The sequence below is a fragment of the Micromonospora sp. NPDC005206 genome, from assembly GCF_040608175.1.
Classification (GTDB): domain Bacteria; phylum Actinomycetota; class Actinomycetes; order Mycobacteriales; family Micromonosporaceae; genus Micromonospora.
Map to the genome: position 1 here is coordinate 1 of NZ_JBEXHU010000024.1, position 19,858 is coordinate 19,858.

Consider the following 19,858-nt stretch of genomic DNA (forward strand, 5'->3'; position numbering starts at 1 on the left):
CCTGTGCGTGGGAAGGGCTGGGTCCACTGTCGACCGATCGGATCGGGGTGGGGCGGAGCCGTCGTAGTACTCCGAGGCCGGGAGAGCCGGTCACATGGGGAAGGACGGCAGCGGTTGTGGAAGGGAAGGAGACTGCAATGCCGAAAGATCCACTGGGGAATCCCGGCGGTCCTGGTGAGCAGTGGTATCCGTTCGCCAGGGTATCGGAGATGCAGGCCAAGCTTCATCGTTGGGCGGCGGCCGATCGTGGCCGCCGGTTCGATGACCTGTTCAATCTCGTGTACGACCCGGCGACGCTGATCGTGGCGTTCGATCGGGTCGCGGGCAACCGGGGCGCCCGGTCTCCCGGCGTCGACGGCCTGACAGTCGCCGATGTGGAGGAGCAGATGGGCGCACCTGGGTTTCTGGAGGACTTGCGTTCCCAGTTGAAGGCGGGGACGTTCCGGCCATTACCGGTGCGGGAACGCACCATCGCCAAGCCGGGAGGGTCGGGAAAGGTCCGCCGCCTCGGGATACCGACGGTGGCGGACCGAGTTGTCCAGGCGGCCCTGAAGCTGGTGCTGGAGCCGATCTTCGAGGCCGACTTCGTGCCGGTCTCGTATGGTTTCCGGCCTCGGCGGCGGGCGCAGGACGCGATTGCTGAGATCCACCTGTTCGGTAGCAAGAGCTACCGGTGGGTGCTGGACGCCGACATCAAGGCGTGTTTCGACGAGATCGATCACACCGCCTTGATGGACCGGGTCCGGTCGAGGATCAAGGACAAGCGGGTACTGGCGTTGGTGAAGGCGTTCCTCAAGGCTGGTCTGCTGAGTGAGCTCGGCGACCTTGAGGACACGGCTATCGGAACACCTCAGGGCGGGATCTTGTCACCGCTACTGGCGAACATCGCGTTGAGCGTGCTCGATGAGCATGTCCATCTGCCGTGGCAGCCGGGCGGGACGATGAGTACCGACGGCCGCCGCCGATATCGACGTCAAAGAGGGCTGCCGAACTGGCGGATCGTGCGTTATGCAGACGATTTCGCGGTACTGGTAAACGGTGTCAAGGCTGACGTCGAGGCTTTGCGCGAGAGCATCGCGAAGGTGTTGGCCACGATCGGGCTCCGCCTGTCGGTGGAGAAGACCCGCGTAGTCCACATGAGCGAAGGGTTCGATTTCCTCGGCTTCCGCATCCAGTGGCGGCGTAAACGGGGGTCGTTGAAGTGGCACGTGTACACGTTCATCGGCGGCCGGCCGATCCGGTCGCTGAAGAGCAAGGTCCGTGCCCTGACCCGCAGGACATCACAGCAGGACCCGGCAGCCGTGCTGATCCGCCTCGGGCAGATCCTGCGCGGCTGGTCCACGTACTTCCGGCACGCGGTCGCCAAGAACACCTTCCGGCAACTGGCCCACTTCGTGTGGAACAGAGTCGTGCGGTGGTGGCGGACGCTTCACCGGTGGACGTGGACGCAGTTCCGGCGTCGGTTCACCACCGGGCAAGGACGGTGGAAACCCTTGGCGGCGGACGGGATCGCATTGTTCGACCTCGCCGCGGTCACGGTCACCCGTTACCGCTATCGAGGCGCAGCGATCCCTAACCCCTGGGTCCGGCGGGCGCAACCAGCCTGACGGCAACAACCGTGGAGAGCCCGGTGCCTGGAGACAGGCACGCCGGGTTCGGAGAGCGGCCTGGGGAAACGGACCGGGAGTAATCCCGGCACCGCGCCCCAGGCCGACTCACCAGTGGACCTTGTTCTCGATCGACCAGTGGCTGCGGGCCCAGCCGGCCAGGTGCGCGGGCGTAGCTTGTGGCACGCGCAGGTCGGTGATGGCGTAGACGGTTTCGGTGGTGAAGCGTTTCGGCTGGTCCAGGCGGCGTCGGCGGCGGCGGATCTGCAGCGCCTGCGCGGCGTGGGGCCAGCCAAAACTGGTTCGGCCCGTCGGCGGTGAAGTCTCGTTTCACGAGGTCGTCATGCACCGGCGGACCGACCTTGCCACCCTTGCCGCGCCTCTTGCGCTTGCCGAAGGCACTCCACCAGCCATTATCCGAGCAGATCTTCCACGCGGTGCGCTCAGCCATCACCTGTCCGGCGGTGCGGGCCTCATCGACCAGGAACCGGTACCCGAACTCCGGGTCATCGCGATGGGCGTCCACCAGGGCGTTCGCGCGGTAAGCGGCAACGAGTTCGGCGTTGCCGACGGGCCGGGCGAGCCACCGGTAGTAGGGCTGACGAGCGATGTTCAATACCCGGCACGTCACCGCCACGGGGATCCCGTTGGCGGCCAGCTCGCTCACGAGCGGGTAGAGCCTTTTCCCGGCAGGTTCGCCTGCGACAAGTAGGCAGCGGCCCGGCGCAGGACCTCGTTCTCCTGCTCCAGCAACTTGATCGCTTGCGGGCCTCGCGCAGCTCGGCTGATTCGCTGCCGCTGACACCCGGTTTGGTTCCAGCGTCAACGTCAGCCTGCCGCAGCCATTTGAACAACGTGATCGGGTGGACTCCGAAGTCCTTCGCGATCTGCTCGACCGTCACGCCCGGATCACGGTCACGGGCCACCCGCACAACATCATCACGGAACTCACGAGGGTAGGGCTTGGGCGAAGCCGCCCTGGGACCTCCGCCCCGCTGTCACGGCACCCCGCCTCGGCGCGCTCGTGCACGCCGGCATCGTCTTCGTCAACCGTCATATCTTCGAACGCCTCGCAAACACCGCGGCATGAACACCATCGGCCTTGGCCCAGCCGCTTCGACGGACAGTCCATTCTGTTACACCGTCCACCGCGCTGCGGTCTGCGCGTATTTTGGGGCCATCTGGGCTGGAACGAACAAACCCAGTACGCATTCCACGAGCGCGGCTCGACCCCACCCGCACCCGGATCGTCACCGTCAACGGCCACGACGCCAGCGTGATGATCGTCGAGCACCGTCCCACTGAGACCTACCTGGAACGCGTCGAGATCCATCCCGGCTACCAAGGTCGCGGCATGGGCAGCCAGCTCATCGGTCAGCTGCTGCGCGAGGCCGCCGGCCGCGGCCTACCCGTCGTGCTGGACGTTCTAGACATCAATCACGGCGCGCGCGCCCTCTACCGGCGGCTCGGCTTCCAGAACGTTAACCGACACGGCGCGAACAACATCAGGATTAGGATGCGGTGGACACCTCAACCGCCCACCGACCTCATGCACACGTCCTGACAGTTCCTCCGGAGGCCAGCTGGAGCCCACCGCAACCGTCGCATCTTGGATTCGCGGTTCCCGACCAGAGCTTGGAGGATCAGCATGGGCGCCGTCATCGAGCGGGCGGGTTCGTCGGGCAGGACCTGTCTGAGCGGGGATGGGCGGCGGTACGGGTCGGCTCTACCAGGGATCGAGCGCTTTCTAGCGTCCGCCCGCCACCCGCAGGTTGGTTCCCGAAACATAGGACGCTTCGTCGCTCATCAGCCACACGATCGCGGCGGCGACCTCGTCGGGCTGCCCGGACCGGCCGAGCAGCACCTACGATCCGAGCCGGTCAGGCCGACCGGGCTCGCCGCTGTGCGTGGCGTGGAACTCGATGTAGATGATGCCCGGGGACACGGTGTTGATCCGGATCCCCGCCGGGCCGAGCTCTTTGGACAGCCCGATGGTGAGCGGGTCGGCGACCACGTTGCTCGCCACGTAATGCACGTACTCCCCCGAGCTGCCCAGCATCGAGGCGGCGGAGGAGATGTTGACGATGGCGTCGCCCGGTCCCAGCCGCCGGGCCGTCTCCCGCGCGCAGGATGCCACCGATCACGTTGACGTCCACGACCCGGCGCAGGTCGGCCTCGTCCAGGTCGACGAACGCGCCGATCGGGCTGCCCACCCCGGCGTTGTTCACCAGGCCGGTCACCGGTCCGAGCGCGGCCGCCGTACCGTCGAATAGGGCCTGGACCGAGCCGGCGTCGGCGGTCTCGACGCCGATGGCCACCGCGGACTTGCCCGGGCGGACGTCCGCGACGACGACCTCGGCGGCCGCCGGGTCGCTGCGGTAGCCGACTGCGACGTCGTGGCCAGCGGTGGCCAGGCGACGGCAGGTGGCGGTGCCGATGCCGCGCGATCCGCCGGTAACGATAGTGACTCGCCTCATGCGACCAACCCTTCGTCGAGCAGGGTCCGGGTCAACGATCCTCGACACGGCGATGTCGTTGGCGCCGCGCCTCGTGTCGGCCGTCGATCGCCGATCATGACGGTCGTGACCTCCGGTCCTCAATGGCTCATCAATTCGCACCGGCAACTGCGGGCCGCGCAAGCAAAGGCCGATGTGGAGCGCGGCACACTCCCGCCGCTGTCGGAGGCCGATCACCCCTGCGGTAGTAGGGTCAACACGCGTAGGCCAACGAACGTTGGCAAGGGATGAGTTGTGTCGGAGGAGCACGCGCATGACAGGCAGATGGGACGTCATCGTGGTAGGCACGCGGGTCGCCGGCGCGGCCACGGCTATGCTGCTGGCCCGCCAGGGCCTGCGCGTGCTGGCCGTGGACCGGGCGCACTTTCCCAGCGACACCATTTCCACCCATCAGGTGCACGTTGCGGGAACGGCACGCCTGCACCGCTGGGGTCTCCTCCACAAGATCCTCGCGGCAGGCGCACCGGCGACCCGCCGTGCCCGTTTCGATACGACGGCGGCTGTACTGGAAGGCCGCTTCCCGGCGCACGAGGGCGTGGACATGCTGATCAGCCCACGCCGCACCGTTCTCGACTCCATCCTCGTGCAGGCGGCTCGCGATGCGGGAGCCGAGGTCCGCGAAGGCTTCATCGTCGCAGGCGTCGTATCAGACGGTGACCGGATCACAGGCATCTACGGTCGCGCGCGCAACGGTCCCGACGTGGTCGAGAAGGCGCCGCTCGTCGTGGGCGCCGACGGCAAACACTCCACCATCGCCGACGCCGTCGGGGCCGGCCGCTACCGTGAGAGGCCGACGGCGAGCTTCGCCAGTTATGCCTACTTCACCGGTGTCAGAGTACCGTCGGGCGGCTTCTACCTGCGTCCCGATGTCGCCGCTGCCGCTTTTCCCACAAACGACGACCGCCTCCTCCTGGCCGTGTTTGCACCCCTGGCAGGCTTTAGCGCCTATCGCGCGGACGTCGAGCGCAACCTCTACCGCCTCCTCGACCGATGCGGCAACCTCGGCTGGCTCGCCCGCGAAGGCACCCGCGTCGAGCGAATCCGGACGACACCCGATCTACCGAACACGCTCCGCGTCCCACAGGGTCCGGGATGGGCGCTCGTCGGCGACGCCGGCCTTGTCATGGACCCCATCACCGCTCATGGCATCAGCAATGCCCTCCGCGACGCCGAACTGCTTGCCGATGCGATCGCCAACGACAGGCTCGCGACGTACGGCGCCCAGCGCGACGCGGCGGCGATCCCCCTGTACGAATTCACCACCGCACTGGCGAGGTACGGTCCGCCCAGCCTTCGGGAACGGCTCTTTCTGCGGACATTGCACGGACGTCCGCGGCAGATCGAACGGTTCCTCGGGATGTTCGCCGGCACCGTCCCAATCCAGGACTTCATGTCCACCGGGAACCTGCTTCGAGTCATAGCCGGTGGAGCATTCGGACTCAGGCCGGAAGCGCGCACCGCCGCGACGCTCCACGAACGACCGAGTGCTGCCCTGCGTCACCACCCGCGAACCGCTGTCCACAACATGTACCGGGGTCTCTGAGTCTGAAGGAGGGACACGACCCAGGCGAAAGACATGCTGGACACCTGATCCTCTGCCCTCCCGCGGAGCATCGACGTCATCGAAGAGGAGTCGTGACATGCAGACGACGAAGGCGGCACTAACCAGCGCGGCGTTCTTCGTAGCCGTCCCGGGCACCGTCGTCGGGCTGGGACCCTGGCTCATCACGCCGCTGGGACACGCAAGAAGTGACGCCCTATTGGATCGCCGCGCAACTCGTGGGAATCGTGCTGATCTGCGCAGGGCTCATCCCGCCCGCACACGCGTTCACGCGGTTCGTCCTGGCAGGGGGCACACCGATGCCACTGGCGCCCACCGAACGGCTGGTGGTCGACGGATTCAACCGATACGTTCGCAACCCCATGTACGTAGGGCTCCTGGTTGTCATCATCGGTCAGACACTCCTACTCGGCCGGATCAGTCTCCTGTTGTACGCGGCAGCCTTCTGGATCGCCACGGCGTCGTTCATCCGCTGGTACGAGGAGCCGTCACTCGTCCGCCGGTTCGGAGCCGACTACGAGGAATACCGGTGGGCCGTACCGGCCTGGCTGCCACGCCTGCACCCATGGACGGGCGACACGAGCCGCGGCGCCAACGACATCGTCAGCCCCACATAGGCAGACTCAACTGTGGATCCCTCCGCCAGCTCTAGTCGACCTGACGATCGTTCCCTGCGCAACGGCACACAGCGACTCAACGCCTGCATCGTCAACGGCCCACAGCTCGCAAACGCACACGGCCTGGCGCCGCGTCCAGTGAACCGCCCGAGCGCGGGCGACGAGGGTGACACCACGCGCCGGCCGCAGATAGTTCACCTTGAACTCCGACGTCAGGACAGCCGCGCCAAGCACCGAGCCGCCGGCGAACGTCAACGCGTTGTCCGCCGCATAGCTGACCACACCCCCGTGCAAGTGACCGTCCTGCTGTGTCAGGCCGGCAACGATCGGCACTTGCAGGACGGCATGTCCGGTCGTCAACTCGCTCAGACTAGCGCCGATCAGCGAACTGAACGGCTGGTCGGCCAGCATGCGACGTCCCAACGCCAGTAGCTCCTCCACAGGGGTCCTCCTGGGTGTCACGGCGCCGATCCGGGCGCTCTGATCCACTGAGCAGTGTCGGTGATTTGCCTGAGCCCGGCAATTCGTCCGTCGTCGAGGATCCATTGATGTGCGAACCAGGCCTCGAACCGCTGGCCGGTAGCTCGTGCTTCGCCACGGTAGACGCCGACGCCCACGACCGTCCCGGCCGAATCCGGGATGCATCTCTCGACATCCGGCCATACCGAGAGGTGTCGATCAATCTCAGCCCAGACGAGTTCCAGCGCTTCGGCAGGGCCATGCGTCGTGCTGCCTCCGGCGAACGGCAGGCCTGGTGCGGTCCGCACGACGCAGTCCTCGTGCAAAAGAGCCACGATCGCGGCGGCGTCGCGGTCACGAAGGGCCCGGTACATCTGCCCAACGACCTTGAGTTCGACCGAAGGCACCTCGGCACCCGCCCAATGGTCTGTCTCCTTGTCTGGCTGGTGGTGAGTCCATCCTCAGCCGAGCCGGGTAGGTGGAGCGGCCGTCGGCGATATCAGTAGGCTCAGGTCGAGAGCATGGACACTGTGGGTCAGTGCTCCGATCGAGATGGCATCCACGCCGGTTTGCGCGATGCGGCGCACGGTCGCGATGGTGACGGTGCCGGAGGCCTCCAGTTTCACGTGCAGGTGGTCACTCCTGTCGCGCAGGGCGACCACGTGTGCGATGTCATGCTGGGACATGTTGTCGAGCATGATCCAATCTGCGCCGGCTCGGAGAGCCTCCTCGGCCTCGGCGACGTTGCGGACCTCCACTTCGACGGGGACGCGGCGCGCCTCGGCGGTCATGCCTGCCCTGATGGCATCGATCGCGGCGGTGATCCCGCCGGCTGCCTCGATGTGGTTTTCTTTGAGTAGGACCATCGCGGAGAGGTTTAGGCGATGGTTGCTCGCTCCTCCGGCAGTGACCGCATATTTGTCGAGGGTCCGTAGGCCTGGGGCGGTCTTGCGGGTGTCGAGGATGCGAGCCGGCACGCCGCCCACGGCATCGACGAAGTGACGGGCCATGGTGGCGATGCCGGACAGGCGCTGCAGAAAGTTCAGGGCTGTTCGCTCGCCGGTGATGATGCTGCGTGCCGGGCCGTCGAGTCTGACGAGAACATCGCCGGCCCGTACGCTCGCCATCTCATCGACGGCCGTCGTGACTGTCACGTCGGGGTCTACCTGGCGGTAGACCTCGGTGACGACTGGTAGTCCAGCGAGGATGCCAGCCTCTCGGGTGATAATCCGCGCCTGGGCCCAGGTGCCGCGAGGGACACTCCATCGAGTGGTCATGTCGTCGGCGGTGGCGTCTTCAGCGAGGGCGCGACGCACGGCGTCCTCACCGCTCGCGGTCGGGAAATTTGGTGGACCATATGCCGGCGTGGTGCTGGTGGCGCACGTTGCTTTCAACACCTGGTCTTCCTTTCGTGCTAGCGGGCCGTCGTCGACGGGCGCTGGCGCAACGCTTCGATGATCTGGCCAGCTTGGATCGCTATCGCGGTGACGATCTGCGCGGCGGGTGCGATCTCGCGAATCAGGCCGGCGGACTGGCCGGCGTAGAGGGGCATGGCCTCCGTGTCACCGGTCATCCCCGCCAACGGCATCCCGACCCCATACCGCAGACGGGTACGGCCACTGGTATCCGTGGCTACCATCTCGTTTTCACCGGGCCGGCGTGGAGCCGTGGGCGAGCCGGCGGCCTCCCATTGCGACAGGGTGGAGTTCCGGATAGCGCGGTGCGGGGCGTTTGGCCATCTGTCGTCGAAGCACCGGGTGTATACCGCGTCCTGTGCGGCGGCTTCGATCACTCGCCGACGATGGATGTCGTGCGTCAGCGCTTCGACGGCGGTGAGGAACCGTGTCCCCAGCCAGCCCGCCTGCGCGCCAAGGGCCAGGACAGCAGCCAACCCCCGCCCGTCGCCGATCCCGCCGGCAGCGATAACGGGTACCGGGTCCACCGCGTCCACCACCGCGGGCACCAACGCCAGCGTCGTGACCTGGCCTCGTACATGGCCCCCGGCTTCCCAGCCCTGTGCGACGACGATGTCCACACCCGCGTCGACTGCCCGACTGGCCTCCTCCACACTTCCCACCACATGCAGGTGCAGCGCCCCGGCGGCGTGGATGCGCCCGGTGACGGTCGCCGGGTCGCCCCAGAAGGTGGAGACGACAGGGACCCCCTCGTCCAGACATGCCGCCAACGTGTCAGTGATCGGGAAGTCCAGGACGAAGTTCACTCCGAACGGCCGGTTGGTGGCCTGTCTGACTCGGCGCACCCAATCCACCGCCTCCGCCTCGGTGGCCAGGTCAGCGCCAACATCCCGAGCCCGCCGGCATCGGCGACTGCCGCAGCGAGCTCAGGCGTGGCCGCAGAGCCGATCGGCGCCTGAAGATGGGAACGTCGATGCCCAGCTTCTGGCATAGTGGCGTTGCTAGCAGGCTCATGTTCAACCTCCAACACCGATACTGGCGCTTTGATCTTCGAAGCAGGCGTCTTGACGGTAGTGTGTCGGAAAACGAAGCGCAAGGTGAGACAAGGAGTGGCAGGGCTCACATGACGACGCCAAAGCCGGGTCACAAGGTCCGTGGATCCAGCACCGGTCGTCCCTTGATGGCCGCGCTCGACCTTTTCGGGCGGCGGTGGAGCCTGCGCATCGTGTGGGAGCTGCGCGCGGGCGCACTCGGCTTCCGCGCCCTGCAGCAACGCTGCGACAACATGTCCTCCAGCGTCCTGCGGCAGCGGCTCGCCGAACTGCTCGACGCCCGTCTTGTCGAACAGTTGCCCGACACAAGCTACGCCCTGTCTGCGCTAGGCCAGGGCGCCTACCAGGCCCTGCGCCCTCTTGTTCGCTGGTCCAACCGCTGGGCTGCCGAGTTCGCCGATGCCCCTTCGTCCGCCGAGCAGGACCTGAAACGCACGACGGACACGTTCTAACGACGGAACGTGTCAAGATTTTTGAGGCGGCGTTTTCAAGATATTTTTAATGGAGGCTGGTGCTCGGTGCTGGTCTCCTGCGCGGGTGGCTGGTTGATCCAGGCGGGTTCGGGTAGCGCGGGTGGTTCGGGATGTTTACGCACGAACCGTTCGGGGGTTGCGGGTGTAGGCCGCGGCCAGGACCTCGGCGCGGGCTTCGCGGACGTCGCCGGCTTGTCTATGGTGGACGTCTGAGGGTGTGTGGTAGCCGATCCCGCTGCGCCGGTGTTCGTCGTTGTACCAGGCCATGAACGTCTTGCAGAACGTGCGGGCGTCTTGCAGGCTGCCGAAGCGCTGCGGGAAGTCGGGCCGGTACTTCAACGTCTTGAACTGCGCTTCGGAGTACGGATTGTCGTTACTGACATGCGGTCTGGAGTGCGTTTTCGTGACACCGAGGTCGGCGAGGAGGAACGCGACCGGTTTGGATGCCATCGAGGAGCCGTTGTCGGCGTGGATGGTCAACGTGTCGCGGTCCACGTCCTGCTTGACGACCGTGTCGGCGAGGAACTTCTCCGCCAGCGCCGCCGATTCCCGTTCGGCGATCATCCAGCCGACCACGTACCGTGAATAGATGTCGATGATCACATACAGGTAGTGGTACGACCATTTCACCGAGCCATGCAGCTTCGTGATGTCCCACGACCAGACCTGATTCGGTTTCGTGGCAAGCAGTTCCGGTTTCACCCGCGCTGGATGCGCCGCCTGCGCGCGGCGTTCCCTCACCTCGCCATGGGCGCGCAGGATCCGGTACATGCTCGACACCGAACAACGGTAGACACCCTCGTCGAGCAGCTCGTGATAGACCGCCGCGGGCGCCTTGTCGCCGAAGCCGGGGCTGTTGAGCAGCGCTCGCACGCTGTCGCGCTCACGCTGGTCGAGTGCTCGTGGCGACGGCCGGCGTTCACGCCGTGCCGTTACCGTCGGCTTGGGCGACTGCCGGTGCCAGCGATAGTGGTTGGCCTGCGCACGGCCGGTCGCGCGGCACGCCGCCCTGGTCCCGATCAACGGCTCCAGCTCCGCGATCGCGTCATCGACCAACGCGGTCATGAGGTGGGCTCGCTCCCGGTCGGCGGGCTGTCGGTCGCGAGTTGACCCAGCAGCGCGGAGAGTTTTCCCTGCACGTCGATCACCGTCCTGGCCTTGCCCAGGTCCGCTTCCAGACGCTCGACCCGCTGACGCAGCCGCGAGATCTCCTTATCCCGCGCTACGCGGGCGCCAAGCGGATGCAGATGTTCCTGGCCGGCTACCTCCGGCGCGCCGCCCACGCCCGCAAGCTCGGGATCCGGTTCGTCGCCCTGGCCCCGCGCCAGTTCCTGGTCGGCACAGCGATTGGGGAGGCCGCGGCCGCCGCCTACGGCGCCGAGGCCGGCCTGTCGGCCGAGGCGCTTTCGAGAGGCCATCTTCTGCTCGTAACTTAAAGCCCGGTCGTCCCAGTAGTCGATCAGCCGCTCGCGTTGTGACACCTTGGTTCCTCGATCCTCCCGGTCAGCCCTCGCCCGTTGGATGACGTTCTCGGGTGCTTGCCTTCTGCTCAGCGGTGGACGTGCGGCACCGTGTGGTGTGACCAAACGGCGCCGCACGGTGGCGTCCGGCCACTCCTTTCGCATCTTGCGCTTCGTTTTCCGACGCATTACCATCGAGGCGGCTGCTTCGAATACCAAAGCAGCTAGGTGCAGATCCTGGAGGGGCCGGGTCATGCTGTTGGCTGGGATGCTCGTGGAGCAGTTGTACGACGCGCTGCGGCGGCGGGACACGGATGCCGCTGTCGGTTTGTTGCATCCGGCGTGCGTGGGGCTCACGTGTCCGGGTCTGCCGCATGTTGGCGGGCGGGTGGCCTACGGACCGCAGGAGTGGCTGTCGCGGATATGGGTGGAAACGTACCGTCACTTCGACGTGGTCGCGGTACCGGAGGAGCACCTGCAGGTCGGGACTGGCACAGTCGTGACCCTGGGCACCTACCGCGGTGTCGCGCGCGGCACTGGTCGCGTGTTCGAGGCGTGGTTCGCCCATGTGTGGACGGTCCTCGACGGCCGAGTGTCCGGCCTCCGGCAGGTCACGGACACCGCCCGGTGGGCCGCCGCGCTGGACCAGTCGGCTACCAGCGTAGGGGATCCTGAACGCCACAAGGGTGATGCCGCGGATAGCGGGCCTGCCTACTCGCAGGGGCGGGAGTGACGGTGGCCATGACGGTCAGCACAGCACGGCACCGCGTTCGGACGATCTATATAGGACGCGAGCCGCGCGCGACCTTTGCCACACCGGCGTCACGGTCCCGGCTCGACGTCCCGCCACCGCGACTGACCGGCGGCCGGAACGCACCGGTCCAACCGGTAACAGTGGCCACCTACAGCGGTGGGTTCGACCAGAAAGAAGGCAGTGAGAATGACTCGGCATATCGTGTTGAGTGTGTGGACACTCGTTATCGTCCGCGCTATGTGCGCACCAAGATGCTGACCGACCCTCCAAGGGCTGGGCGGCCTACCCAGTTCCGGCTTCTCGGTCCTCTCGAGGTACGCACCGACCTGGGCGAGGTGGCCATCGCAGGCACGCGCAGCCGCTGTGTCCTCGCGGCGCTGCTCTTGCAGGCCAACCGGGTGGCTCCGATGGACCAGCTCGTTGACGCAGCTTGGGGCGAAACCCGCCGTCTAGTGCCCGGTTTCAGGTACAGAACCGAGTATCGGGTCTGCGCCGCGTGCTACGCGAGGCTGGCCTGGGCGCCGATCTGATCGCCACGAAAGGGTCGGGCTACCTCATCGTCTTGTCCGACGGGCAGCTCGACCTCCATCGGTTAGACAAGGATCTAGCCCGCGCTGACGCACTAGCGGCAGACGGCCGGCTGGTCGAGGCCAGCAGCACCCTCAACGACGCCTTAGCGCTCGGGCGCGGACCCGCGCTCGACGGGCTGCCGACCCCGTACCTGCAGGCTGCTGGGGAGCGCATCGAGGAGCGGCGCCTGGTTGCGCTGGAAAGGCGGATCCAGCTCGATCTCGACCTGGGCCGTCACTCTGAGCTGACTGCCGAGCTGGCAGGGCTCGCGGCCGCGCACCCCTACCGCGAAGGTTTTCACGCCCTGCTGATGTTGGCGCTTTACCGGGCCGGACGGCAGGCCGAGGCGCTGCACGCCTTCCGTTGCGCGCGGTCGCTGCTCATGGAACAGCTCGGCGTGCAGCCGGGCCCGAACCTCCAGCGCCTCCACGAGGCTGTGCTGCGCGCGGACGAACAACTCGTCCGCACGGGGCGATGGCTCGCCTTCGGGTGGGGCGTCGACGGCGCGCCAGGTCGAGTCGAACGCTAGAAGCTTGCCAACGGTGCGTAGCTCGTCGGGCAGTTGGCGCGGTGTCCACACCACCAGATGGCCTTCCGGGCGATTGGTGCGAAAAATCCATGCCACCACGATCTTGGCTAGGAGCAGATGCCGTACCCGGGTATGTACGACCCGATTGCGCCGGAGACATCGGCCCATCGGTCAATGCGATGGGAGCGCGACGTGAAACTTTTGCCAGCCCTGCTGTTGATGTCGCACCGCTGCCTCCGGTTGACGCGACCGATGTCTCGCGCTGGGCACCATGCTAGAGGAACGGTGCCACGAAGGTGACAACACGTGCGTCCGGGCGATCTTCGCCCGCGCCGCCTGGGTGCCGGTAGATAAGACGGTCGAGGCCACCTCGCCCACGCTGCTGGACCACATCATTCGCATCACCGGCCATGATGTTCGGGCGCTATGTGCCGGCCGATCTCGTTTCCGTGAACTGCCTTGGCCGTCCGTCAGAACGACGTTGCTGCCTGCTTGCTCGATACAAGGACGTAACCGATAACAAGGGAGAGGAACCAATGTCGACATCCCCGACGCCACGCCTGAACCTGAGTTCGATCGCGCCCGACGGGTACGCCTCGATGCGAGCGTTCGCCCAAACGGTCGAGACGTCGGCGCGGAAGGCCGGCATCGAGCCGGAGATCCTTCTTCTCGTGCAGATGCGTGCGTCTCAGGTGAACGGCTGCGCCTACTGCCTCGATATGCACTCCGCGGCGGCGCGGCGACTCGGGGAGACGGAGCAGCGCCTGTATGTGCTGGACGCATGGCGTGAAGCGCCCTTCTTCACCGAGCGGGAACGGGCAGCACTAGCCCTCACCGAAGCTGTTACGTCGCTGCATGAGGGCCACGTGCCGGACGAAGTCTTCGAGGCCGCCAGGGCGGCATTCAGCGACGACGAGGTCGGGAATCTGATCATGGCGGCCACCGTCATCAACGCCTGGAACCGCATCGCCGTCTCTGCCCGGCTCATGCCGAGCCGCCGCGGGTAGCGCTGGGCTGGGGTCGGACGGGGCGCAGCAACACCTCCGGACAGAGCGGAAAGCTGGCAGCGGGCTGGCTGTCCAGCTTCGTGAGCGCGATTTCGCCGAAGACTCTGCAGGAGGACCTTTGCCCTTACGACCTGGAGATCACTTGTGATGGGTGTTGGGTTGGGTTTCATCGGGAGGCGGCGCGGTCGTTGGCCAGGCCGGTCACGGCGCGGATGGTCTAGCGGAGATCAGGCTGTACGCCCCGGGTGGAGCTACCTTGCCGGCGACCATTGTCCCCAGCGTGAAGGCGAACAGGCTGAGCGCGAACGTCCAGCTCAGGGTGCCGGTGATCCAGAGCTTCGTGGTGGTCCGCATCCTCATCTTCTTGTTCTCCAACCAAGGGGTGACCGGGTTGGAGGTGCGCAGCACCTCCCCGCCGTCGCGCCATCGGGGTGCGCGGCGGCATGGGCCGCGCGAAGCGGCCGGAGGAGGAGTTACGCGGGTCGGGTTGCCGGTCGGGGCCTCCACCGGGTCTCACCGTCCTGGGGCGTACTGACGGCCGGCAGAGCGGCGGCCTCGGGCGCGACCACCGGGGCGCCCGCGCCGACCCAGCCGGGCGGCGTGTGCGCCCCGCCCGACTCCACTCGTGGCGCCGCCGTGGGTCGGGGCGGCAGAGGGTCGGGTGAGACGGTCGTGCTGGGGCGCTCGTTGTAAGGCACGCGCGCTGGCGTGCCCGCTCGCGTATGGCCGGCGGCGCGTTCCTCAACCGCTGCACGCCTGTCGGGCGTGGCGCCGGTGGGGGCTCGCGCAACGGCGGTTGCCGGCGCGGCGCGGGGCGGCGCAGCAGGGACGGAGACGATCGAGCTCTCGCCGAGGCCCAGGGGCGTGAGTATCGGCGTGAGCGCGTCCGTCAGACCGGGCTCGACGACGCTGCCGGGCAGCGTGGCCGTGTGCCAACAAAGGTCGTCGACGGGGTCGATGAGCGGCAGCGCGAGCAGCGCCTCCACGACGGGGTCCAGTTGTGGCCCGACGCGGAGTACGACAGACCCCGCGCCATCGACGGTGCGACGCGCGGGTTTGGGTGTGCCGCCGTTCGCAACGGGTGCCGGCTTCAGCACCTCGGCCGGCTTCGGCCCGGGGTGCGGCTGTGGCCGCGGTTCCGGCCTCGCGTCGGGGCGGTCCAGCAGCAGCGGGCGTTCCTGTCTCGGCCGGTCCGGGTTGAGCAGCTGCGGTTTCGGCCTGGGCCCTGGCGTGATCGCGTCGCGCAGCGGGGCGTTCGGAAGCAGCGCGTCCAGCGTCTCGCCGACGCCACCGAGTAGACCCGTGACTACCGGTGGAGGGCGGTCGTTGGCTCGGGCGGTTCCAGGGTCCGCCGAGTCGGCAGCGGCCCATGCGCCGAGGGCCAGCGCCGTCAGCGCCAACCCTCTGAGCACGAGTCGTGTGATTCCGGCGGCTCGGCCGCGGCGCGCACCGCTTCGCCGCCACCCTCGGCTCGCTGCTGCTGACCGGCCTGGCGCTGATCTGCGTCGACGCCCTGGTGCCCGGCGGTTCGTGGTGGTGGGTCGGGGCGGCCGCTGGCCTGGGCACCTTCACCCACTCCCTGGGTGACTCGCTCACTCGCAGCGGCTCGCCGCTGTGGTGGCCGCTGCGCATCCGCGGCTGCCGCTGGCGCAGCGTCGGCAGCCCTCGCGCCATCCGGTTCACCACCGGCGGGATGGGGGAGCGGGTGGCTGTTGCGCTGCTGTTCCTCGCAGGCGCCGGATGCGCGTATGCGCTGGCGATGTGATGAAGACGATCCGTGTGTCGCATTCCGAGGAAAGCGATCGTTATAACGCAGGAGTGATACGTGCGCTATAGTGGCCCTGTGAGCGGCTGGCAGATCAACCTCAGTGATGGGGTTGAGGACTGGCTGATCCGCCTGGAAAAGGACGATCCGGATTCTGCGCACCAGGTGGCCGCGGCCATCAAGGTCCTCAGCGAGGAGGGTCCCACACTGGGGCGTCCCCTCGTCGACCGCGTCAAGAACTCCGACTACAAGAACATGAAGGAGCTGCGGCCGGGCTCGGCAGGAAAGACCGAGATCCGCATCCTGTTCGCCTTCGACCCTCAGCGGGAAGTCATCCTGCTGGTGGCAGGCGACAAATCCGGCAACTGGAAGGGTTGGTACGAGACCAGCATTCTGGAAGCCGACCGACTGTTCGCCGAACACCTGCGAGAGCTGAAAGGACCAAGCTGATGGCACGTAGTTGGCAGGAAGTGCGCTCCCGCATGAACCTCGACGAGGCGAAGGTCGACGAGCTCGCCGAGCAGATGCGCAACGAGGTGCGTGCGTACCGCCTCAAGGAGATGCGTGAGAGCCGCGGCCTCACGCAGCAGGATGTCGCCGCGCGGATGCACGTCTCGCAGCCCCGGGTTGCCGCGATCGAGAAGGGCGAGCTGCCGGCGGCCGAGGTCGGCACGATCGAGCGGTACGTGTCTGCCCTCGGCGGGAAGCTCGAGATCGTCGCGGACTTTGAGGGCGAACGGCTCGCTTTGAGCTGAACCACCACGACGGCTGACAAAAGGGGGTGCCGAGGGATGCAGCGGCAACGCGCGGAGCCCTCGGCCCCGCTCATTGAGCCGGCCAGCACGTTCGGCAGCACGCCATTCTGGCGACGGCTGAACCGGCTCGCCGCCGAGCGTGGGCACGCCGAGCACCCCACGATGTTGGTCGGTAGCGCCGAGGTCACCGACCGGTACGGCCTGCGGTGCACACGCTGCGACGAGACGGTTGTCTCGATCGGCGTCGACCGCGCGGCCTGAGCGAGGCCTACCCTCAGCGGGCGGCTTGCCCTGAAGTGACCCAGGGCGAAGGCAGAACGAAAGGGGCGCTGCTCAGGCGGCGCCCCTTTGTCGTGTGCGGTGCCCGGCGGGCACGACGTGGCGATATTGGCTTGGTGAGACACCCACTGTTGTCTATGGTTTTGACGCGGACGGCGGTTGACGAGATGCCGGCCCGGAACCCGGTGGGGTGTATCGTCGTGGTGAGCCAGGGACGGGGTCGGCAGCGTGTTCGTCCGCGAGCGGCCCGCCGCGCCGCCCAACGGGCGTCGCTGAAGGTTGGCGGCAGGGCTGAGCGGCGCGGACGTAGCGTTCCACCGACCGTTGCAGGTTTCGAGGCCGCGCTGCACGACCGTGGTCACGACGGCGTTGCCGAGGCATTGATCTCGCGGCACAACCAGCGCATGGAACGTATGGCCGAGGTCGGTCACACGATGCAATGCATCGGCCTGCCGCTGCTTGCGAGCTACCTGCCGTTGGCGCTGGCTGCTGAAGAACTGGGGGCGCACCCAGGGCGTGCGCCCATTCATTCAGGCCCGGCCTGGGAAGACCACCTGGCGTGGGGGCTGGACAGCATCGCCGCGGCGGTGCGTCTGATGATGAGTCTGCAGCCGGTCGGTGCGAGCATTATCGCCCGGACCCAACTGGAGCGCTGGTCGTCGAATCTCGAATTCAACAGCCTGATCCGCCAGGAGTCGGGCGAGACCACCGTCGCCTGGCTCAACCGGCTGTGGAGCGCGCCGGTGGTCTGGCCAGACGGAGTCGCAACCCCGGTGGGCGATCTGTTCGCTGATGTCAGCGAGCTGCTGCATGGACGCGGCCGGCTGATGCCGCTCGTGTGGCTTGATATCGCCGACGTCACCGATACCCCTTCGAGCGAACACGTCAGGCTCCTCGACACCATCAGCGATTCACTGGTGGTCAGCCTCAGCCACATCCGCAGGTGCCTCGCGACCGTTGCCGAAGCAAGGGGCTGGGGCTATCGGGCCCAGATGGTCAACATGGTTCGGCTCGTCTCGCCAGCCCGAAGCTGGGTGCCCGACCTTCGAGCCTTCCTGTTCCCTCTGCTGCCGGATCACTTCCGGGGCGTCGAGGGCGTGCTCGGTGCGACCGCCTCCGAACACCGGCGTGTGGTCTCCGCGCTGCGCGCCGGTCAGCGCCCCGATGCGCCATCGGAACTGTGGCCGGTCCTGAGCTTCGGCGCTCAGCGGTTCCGGGCGCTCATACTCGCCGAGCACGCCCAGAAGATGGAGCGGGAGGTGCGTGGTGACCGGTTTGATGAAAAGGGCATCCAGGACCTTGCAACCGAGGCTGTGCTGGCTGGCGAGATGGCAGCGATGCTCGCCCTGTGGCTGCGTCAGGACCCCGCAAAGCGCTCAGCGGCAGACGCATTCGCGGTCTGCGCATCTGGCCTGCGATCAGCACAGTGGCTGTGGCTCGAAGACGACGACCGTGGCATGGGCTGCCTGCGGTGCGTGATCGAACAGGTGGCACGAGCACGCACCTGGCGGCTGAGGCCGGATCGCGCTGTCAGGATTGAAGCGAGCCCGAAGTCCACCCCTCGCGACTGGATAGAGGGCGCTGGCTGGAAGCGCCTGAACCTGTTGAACCGGGCCCTCGGCGAGTTCGCGCACGGGTCGACAAGGACGAATTGGAACGTCGCGCGTGGTGCACTCGTCGCGCTTCAAGCCAACGCCGAGGCAGATGAAGAAGCGCAGTACACCGGCCGCACCCACGCACTGGCCGCGATGATCTTCATCGTAGCTGTGGAATGTGCGGCCTGGGTCGACAGCTTCAGCAGTCAACTGGGCGAGGCTTACCGCAAGGTCGTTCGTGTCGACGACGCGCGGGCCGACCGCGCCGTCGACGCACTGATGAATCGGGCGTGGGAGAAGCGCGGAACACCGCTGCGGTGAGCGAAAGACCGAGGCTAGGGCGCTGAAGGGCGCCAGGCGGGCGCAATCTCACACTCACCCGGAGTGTTCGTGATGTTCGTCGCGGCCCCACCGGCGATCGGCTGTACCCAGATTTCACACCCGCTTGGGTACGCTAGTGCCTTCCCATCCGGGGACCACGTCGGGTCATCGGCGTCCTCGCTGCCCGCGGTCACCTCGGTGACATCGCCACTCTGGGTCGCGAGGCGTACCTGCCGCTTGCCGTTGACCAGCCAGCTGTAGGCGACCGTCGAACCGTCCGGAGACCACGACGGGTTTGCGGCCACCCCGCCCGTGGTGACCGCCGAGCCATCTGTCACCTTGAGCAGCTGCTCGCACGGCCTCTCGGGGGTCGCCCGACAACCCGGGGTCGCGGTCACGTAGGCGAGCCGCTTCCCGTCGGGGGACCACGCCGGATGATAGACCGAGACCTTCTCCTTGAGGACGGACCTGCTGGTTCCACCGCCGAGACGTAGGACCTCAACACCTGAAACCGACTGTGCTCCGGACGACTCGCGAGACGACACCTGCGCCGTCTGTGCGTATATCTCGTCAGCCGAGCGGAACGTCGATGTGGAGGGAATCCGCGAGCCGGTCAGCAGCTCCTTCACCCCTGAACCTACACCGAGCACCAACACGGCCTGCTCGTAGTGCGAGTCCTCGAAGATCCGGCCGACCACGGCCAGGCGCGCCCCGTCCGCCGACCATGAGGGTGATGTCGCGGCGAGCTCGGACAGCCGCACGAGGCCGGACCCGTCGGGACGGACTCCCGCAAGGCGGAACGCCCCACCTTGGTTGCTGGCGAACACGATCGGAGGCACCGTCGCGAGGTCGAGAGAGGCGAGCTTCGGGTCTCGCGTGAACTCGGGCGTGCGGACGGGCGCATCGTGGATGTGACCGTGGTCCTCCTCCGAGTGGCTCTCGGTGGCCTCGTGACCGTGTTCGTCCTCGTTACCGGCGGAGACGCTCGGACGAGGCGTGCCGCCGATCGTCGTGGCATCACTGGTGGCCGCACACCAGGAAAGGAGCAGGAGCGCTGCCACACCGGCGGTGACGGCGCTGGCGGTCCGGGAGGGAACACTCCGGTTCAGGAATCCCATCGGAG

Annotated in this window: 21 protein-coding genes and 3 pseudogenes; 14 read left to right on the plus strand and 10 right to left on the minus strand. The window is 67.2% G+C overall.

From position 1 onward, the window contains the following. Positions 1-137: 137 nt before the first annotated feature. Both ltrA and ABZU69_RS30215 read left to right on the plus strand, forming a co-directional pair. Positions 138-1,607: a group II intron reverse transcriptase/maturase gene (gene ltrA / locus ABZU69_RS30210; protein WP_354967713.1), complete on the plus strand. Its 1,470-nt coding sequence runs from the start codon at positions 138-140 to the stop codon at positions 1,605-1,607. Between the two features lie 220 nt (positions 1,608-1,827). Continuing rightward, positions 1,828-2,319, plus strand: coding sequence for a hypothetical protein (locus ABZU69_RS30215; protein WP_354967714.1), 492 nt, complete (start codon positions 1,828-1,830; stop codon positions 2,317-2,319). A 106-nt stretch (positions 2,320-2,425) separates the two neighbouring features. On the opposite strand, the pseudogene ABZU69_RS30220 reads toward ABZU69_RS30215, so the two are convergent. Beyond that, positions 2,426-2,554 (minus strand): annotated as a pseudogene (locus tag ABZU69_RS30220) (transposase); the annotation flags it as partial. Between the two features lie 332 nt (positions 2,555-2,886). Between ABZU69_RS30220 and ABZU69_RS30225 the strand changes: the two are divergent. Then, positions 2,887-3,171, plus strand: a complete 285-nt coding sequence (locus ABZU69_RS30225) for a GNAT family N-acetyltransferase (protein WP_354967804.1) — start codon at positions 2,887-2,889, stop codon at positions 3,169-3,171. 183 nt (positions 3,172-3,354) lie between these two features. On the opposite strand, the pseudogene ABZU69_RS30230 reads toward ABZU69_RS30225, so the two are convergent. Continuing rightward, positions 3,355-4,084 (minus strand): annotated as a pseudogene (locus tag ABZU69_RS30230) (SDR family oxidoreductase). A gap of 292 nt (positions 4,085-4,376) precedes the next feature. Between ABZU69_RS30230 and ABZU69_RS30235 the strand changes: the two are divergent. Both ABZU69_RS30235 and ABZU69_RS30240 read left to right on the plus strand, forming a co-directional pair. After that, a complete protein-coding gene (locus tag ABZU69_RS30235) occupies positions 4,377-5,666 on the plus strand; it encodes an NAD(P)/FAD-dependent oxidoreductase (protein WP_354967715.1) in 1,290 nt (429 codons plus the stop codon). A gap of 206 nt (positions 5,667-5,872) precedes the next feature. Next, positions 5,873-6,301: an isoprenylcysteine carboxylmethyltransferase family protein gene (locus ABZU69_RS30240; protein ID WP_354967716.1), complete on the plus strand. Its 429-nt coding sequence runs from the start codon at positions 5,873-5,875 to the stop codon at positions 6,299-6,301. A gap of 6 nt (positions 6,302-6,307) precedes the next feature. Here the strand turns inward: ABZU69_RS30240 and ABZU69_RS30245 are convergent, their stop codons facing one another. The 4 genes from ABZU69_RS30245 to ABZU69_RS30260 are packed head-to-tail and all read right to left on the minus strand — an operon-like array spanning position 6,308 to position 8,981. After that, on the minus strand, positions 6,308-6,742 hold the full coding sequence (locus ABZU69_RS30245) for a PaaI family thioesterase (RefSeq protein ID WP_354967717.1): 435 nt from the start codon (positions 6,740-6,742) through the stop codon (positions 6,308-6,310). 17 nt (positions 6,743-6,759) lie between these two features. Then, positions 6,760-7,167, minus strand: coding sequence for a nuclear transport factor 2 family protein (locus ABZU69_RS30250; protein WP_354967718.1), 408 nt, complete (start codon positions 7,165-7,167; stop codon positions 6,760-6,762). Between the two features lie 54 nt (positions 7,168-7,221). Then, positions 7,222-8,157, minus strand: a complete 936-nt coding sequence (gene nadC, locus ABZU69_RS30255) for a carboxylating nicotinate-nucleotide diphosphorylase (RefSeq protein WP_354967719.1) — start codon at positions 8,155-8,157, stop codon at positions 7,222-7,224. A gap of 17 nt (positions 8,158-8,174) precedes the next feature. Continuing rightward, positions 8,175-8,981, minus strand: a complete 807-nt coding sequence (locus ABZU69_RS30260) for a nitronate monooxygenase (RefSeq protein WP_354967720.1) — start codon at positions 8,979-8,981, stop codon at positions 8,175-8,177. A 317-nt stretch (positions 8,982-9,298) separates the two neighbouring features. Here ABZU69_RS30260 and ABZU69_RS30265 point away from each other — a divergent pair, with 317 nt between their 5' ends. Further along, the gene (locus ABZU69_RS30265) at positions 9,299-9,679 is read left to right on the plus strand and encodes a helix-turn-helix domain-containing protein (RefSeq protein ID WP_354967721.1); all 381 of its coding nucleotides are present in this window, start codon (positions 9,299-9,301) and stop codon (positions 9,677-9,679) included. 35 nt (positions 9,680-9,714) lie between these two features. On the opposite strand, the pseudogene ABZU69_RS30270 reads toward ABZU69_RS30265, so the two are convergent. Together ABZU69_RS30270 and ABZU69_RS30275 are read right to left on the minus strand one after the other, a co-directional pair. Further along, positions 9,715-10,756, minus strand: a pseudogene (locus tag ABZU69_RS30270) (IS3 family transposase). Positions 10,757-10,761: 5 nt separating this feature from the next. Beyond that, a complete protein-coding gene (locus ABZU69_RS30275) occupies positions 10,762-11,181 on the minus strand; it encodes a hypothetical protein (protein WP_354967722.1) in 420 nt (139 codons plus the stop codon). Between the two features lie 232 nt (positions 11,182-11,413). Between ABZU69_RS30275 and ABZU69_RS30280 the strand changes: the two genes are divergently transcribed. The 3 genes from ABZU69_RS30280 (at position 11,414) to ABZU69_RS30290 (ending at position 14,020) form a co-directional block, all read left to right on the plus strand. Next, positions 11,414-11,893: a nuclear transport factor 2 family protein gene (locus tag ABZU69_RS30280; RefSeq protein WP_354967723.1), complete on the plus strand. Its 480-nt coding sequence runs from the start codon at positions 11,414-11,416 to the stop codon at positions 11,891-11,893. Between the two features lie 517 nt (positions 11,894-12,410). Then, positions 12,411-13,013: an AfsR/SARP family transcriptional regulator gene (locus ABZU69_RS30285; RefSeq protein WP_354967724.1), complete on the plus strand. Its 603-nt coding sequence runs from the start codon at positions 12,411-12,413 to the stop codon at positions 13,011-13,013. A gap of 536 nt (positions 13,014-13,549) precedes the next feature. After that, entirely contained in the window at positions 13,550-14,020 is a 471-nt protein-coding gene (locus ABZU69_RS30290; RefSeq protein WP_354967725.1) for a carboxymuconolactone decarboxylase family protein, read from the plus strand. A gap of 201 nt (positions 14,021-14,221) precedes the next feature. On the opposite strand, the gene ABZU69_RS30295 is transcribed toward ABZU69_RS30290, so the two are convergent. After that, the gene (locus tag ABZU69_RS30295; protein ID WP_354967726.1) at positions 14,222-14,428 is read right to left on the minus strand and encodes a hypothetical protein; all 207 of its coding nucleotides are present in this window, start codon (positions 14,426-14,428) and stop codon (positions 14,222-14,224) included. A 1,069-nt stretch (positions 14,429-15,497) separates the two neighbouring features. Between ABZU69_RS30295 and ABZU69_RS30300 the strand changes: the two genes are divergently transcribed. The 5 genes from ABZU69_RS30300 to ABZU69_RS30320 all read left to right on the plus strand — a co-directional run bounded on the left by ABZU69_RS30300 (position 15,498) and on the right by ABZU69_RS30320 (position 18,735). Beyond that, positions 15,498-15,785 carry a metal-dependent hydrolase gene (locus tag ABZU69_RS30300; RefSeq protein ID WP_354967805.1) on the plus strand — a complete coding sequence of 96 codons (288 nt, stop codon included), beginning with the start codon at positions 15,498-15,500 and terminating at the stop codon, positions 15,783-15,785. A gap of 78 nt (positions 15,786-15,863) precedes the next feature. Further along, the gene (locus ABZU69_RS30305; protein WP_354967727.1) at positions 15,864-16,235 is read left to right on the plus strand and encodes a type II toxin-antitoxin system RelE/ParE family toxin; all 372 of its coding nucleotides are present in this window, start codon (positions 15,864-15,866) and stop codon (positions 16,233-16,235) included. Between the two features lie 32 nt (positions 16,236-16,267). Beyond that, positions 16,268-16,540 carry a helix-turn-helix domain-containing protein gene (locus ABZU69_RS30310; RefSeq protein WP_354967728.1) on the plus strand — a complete coding sequence of 91 codons (273 nt, stop codon included), beginning with the start codon at positions 16,268-16,270 and terminating at the stop codon, positions 16,538-16,540. A gap of 36 nt (positions 16,541-16,576) precedes the next feature. Then, positions 16,577-16,801, plus strand: coding sequence for a hypothetical protein (locus ABZU69_RS30315; protein WP_354967729.1), 225 nt, complete (start codon positions 16,577-16,579; stop codon positions 16,799-16,801). Positions 16,802-17,019: 218 nt separating this feature from the next. Next, positions 17,020-18,735 (plus strand): hypothetical protein, encoded by a 1,716-nt coding sequence (locus tag ABZU69_RS30320; protein WP_354967730.1) that lies wholly within the window; start codon positions 17,020-17,022, stop codon positions 18,733-18,735. A gap of 14 nt (positions 18,736-18,749) precedes the next feature. Here ABZU69_RS30320 and ABZU69_RS30325 read toward each other — a convergent pair whose 3' ends face one another. Beyond that, positions 18,750-19,853 (minus strand): DPP IV N-terminal domain-containing protein, encoded by a 1,104-nt coding sequence (locus tag ABZU69_RS30325; RefSeq protein WP_354967731.1) that lies wholly within the window; start codon positions 19,851-19,853, stop codon positions 18,750-18,752. Positions 19,854-19,858: the final 5 nt, after the last annotated feature.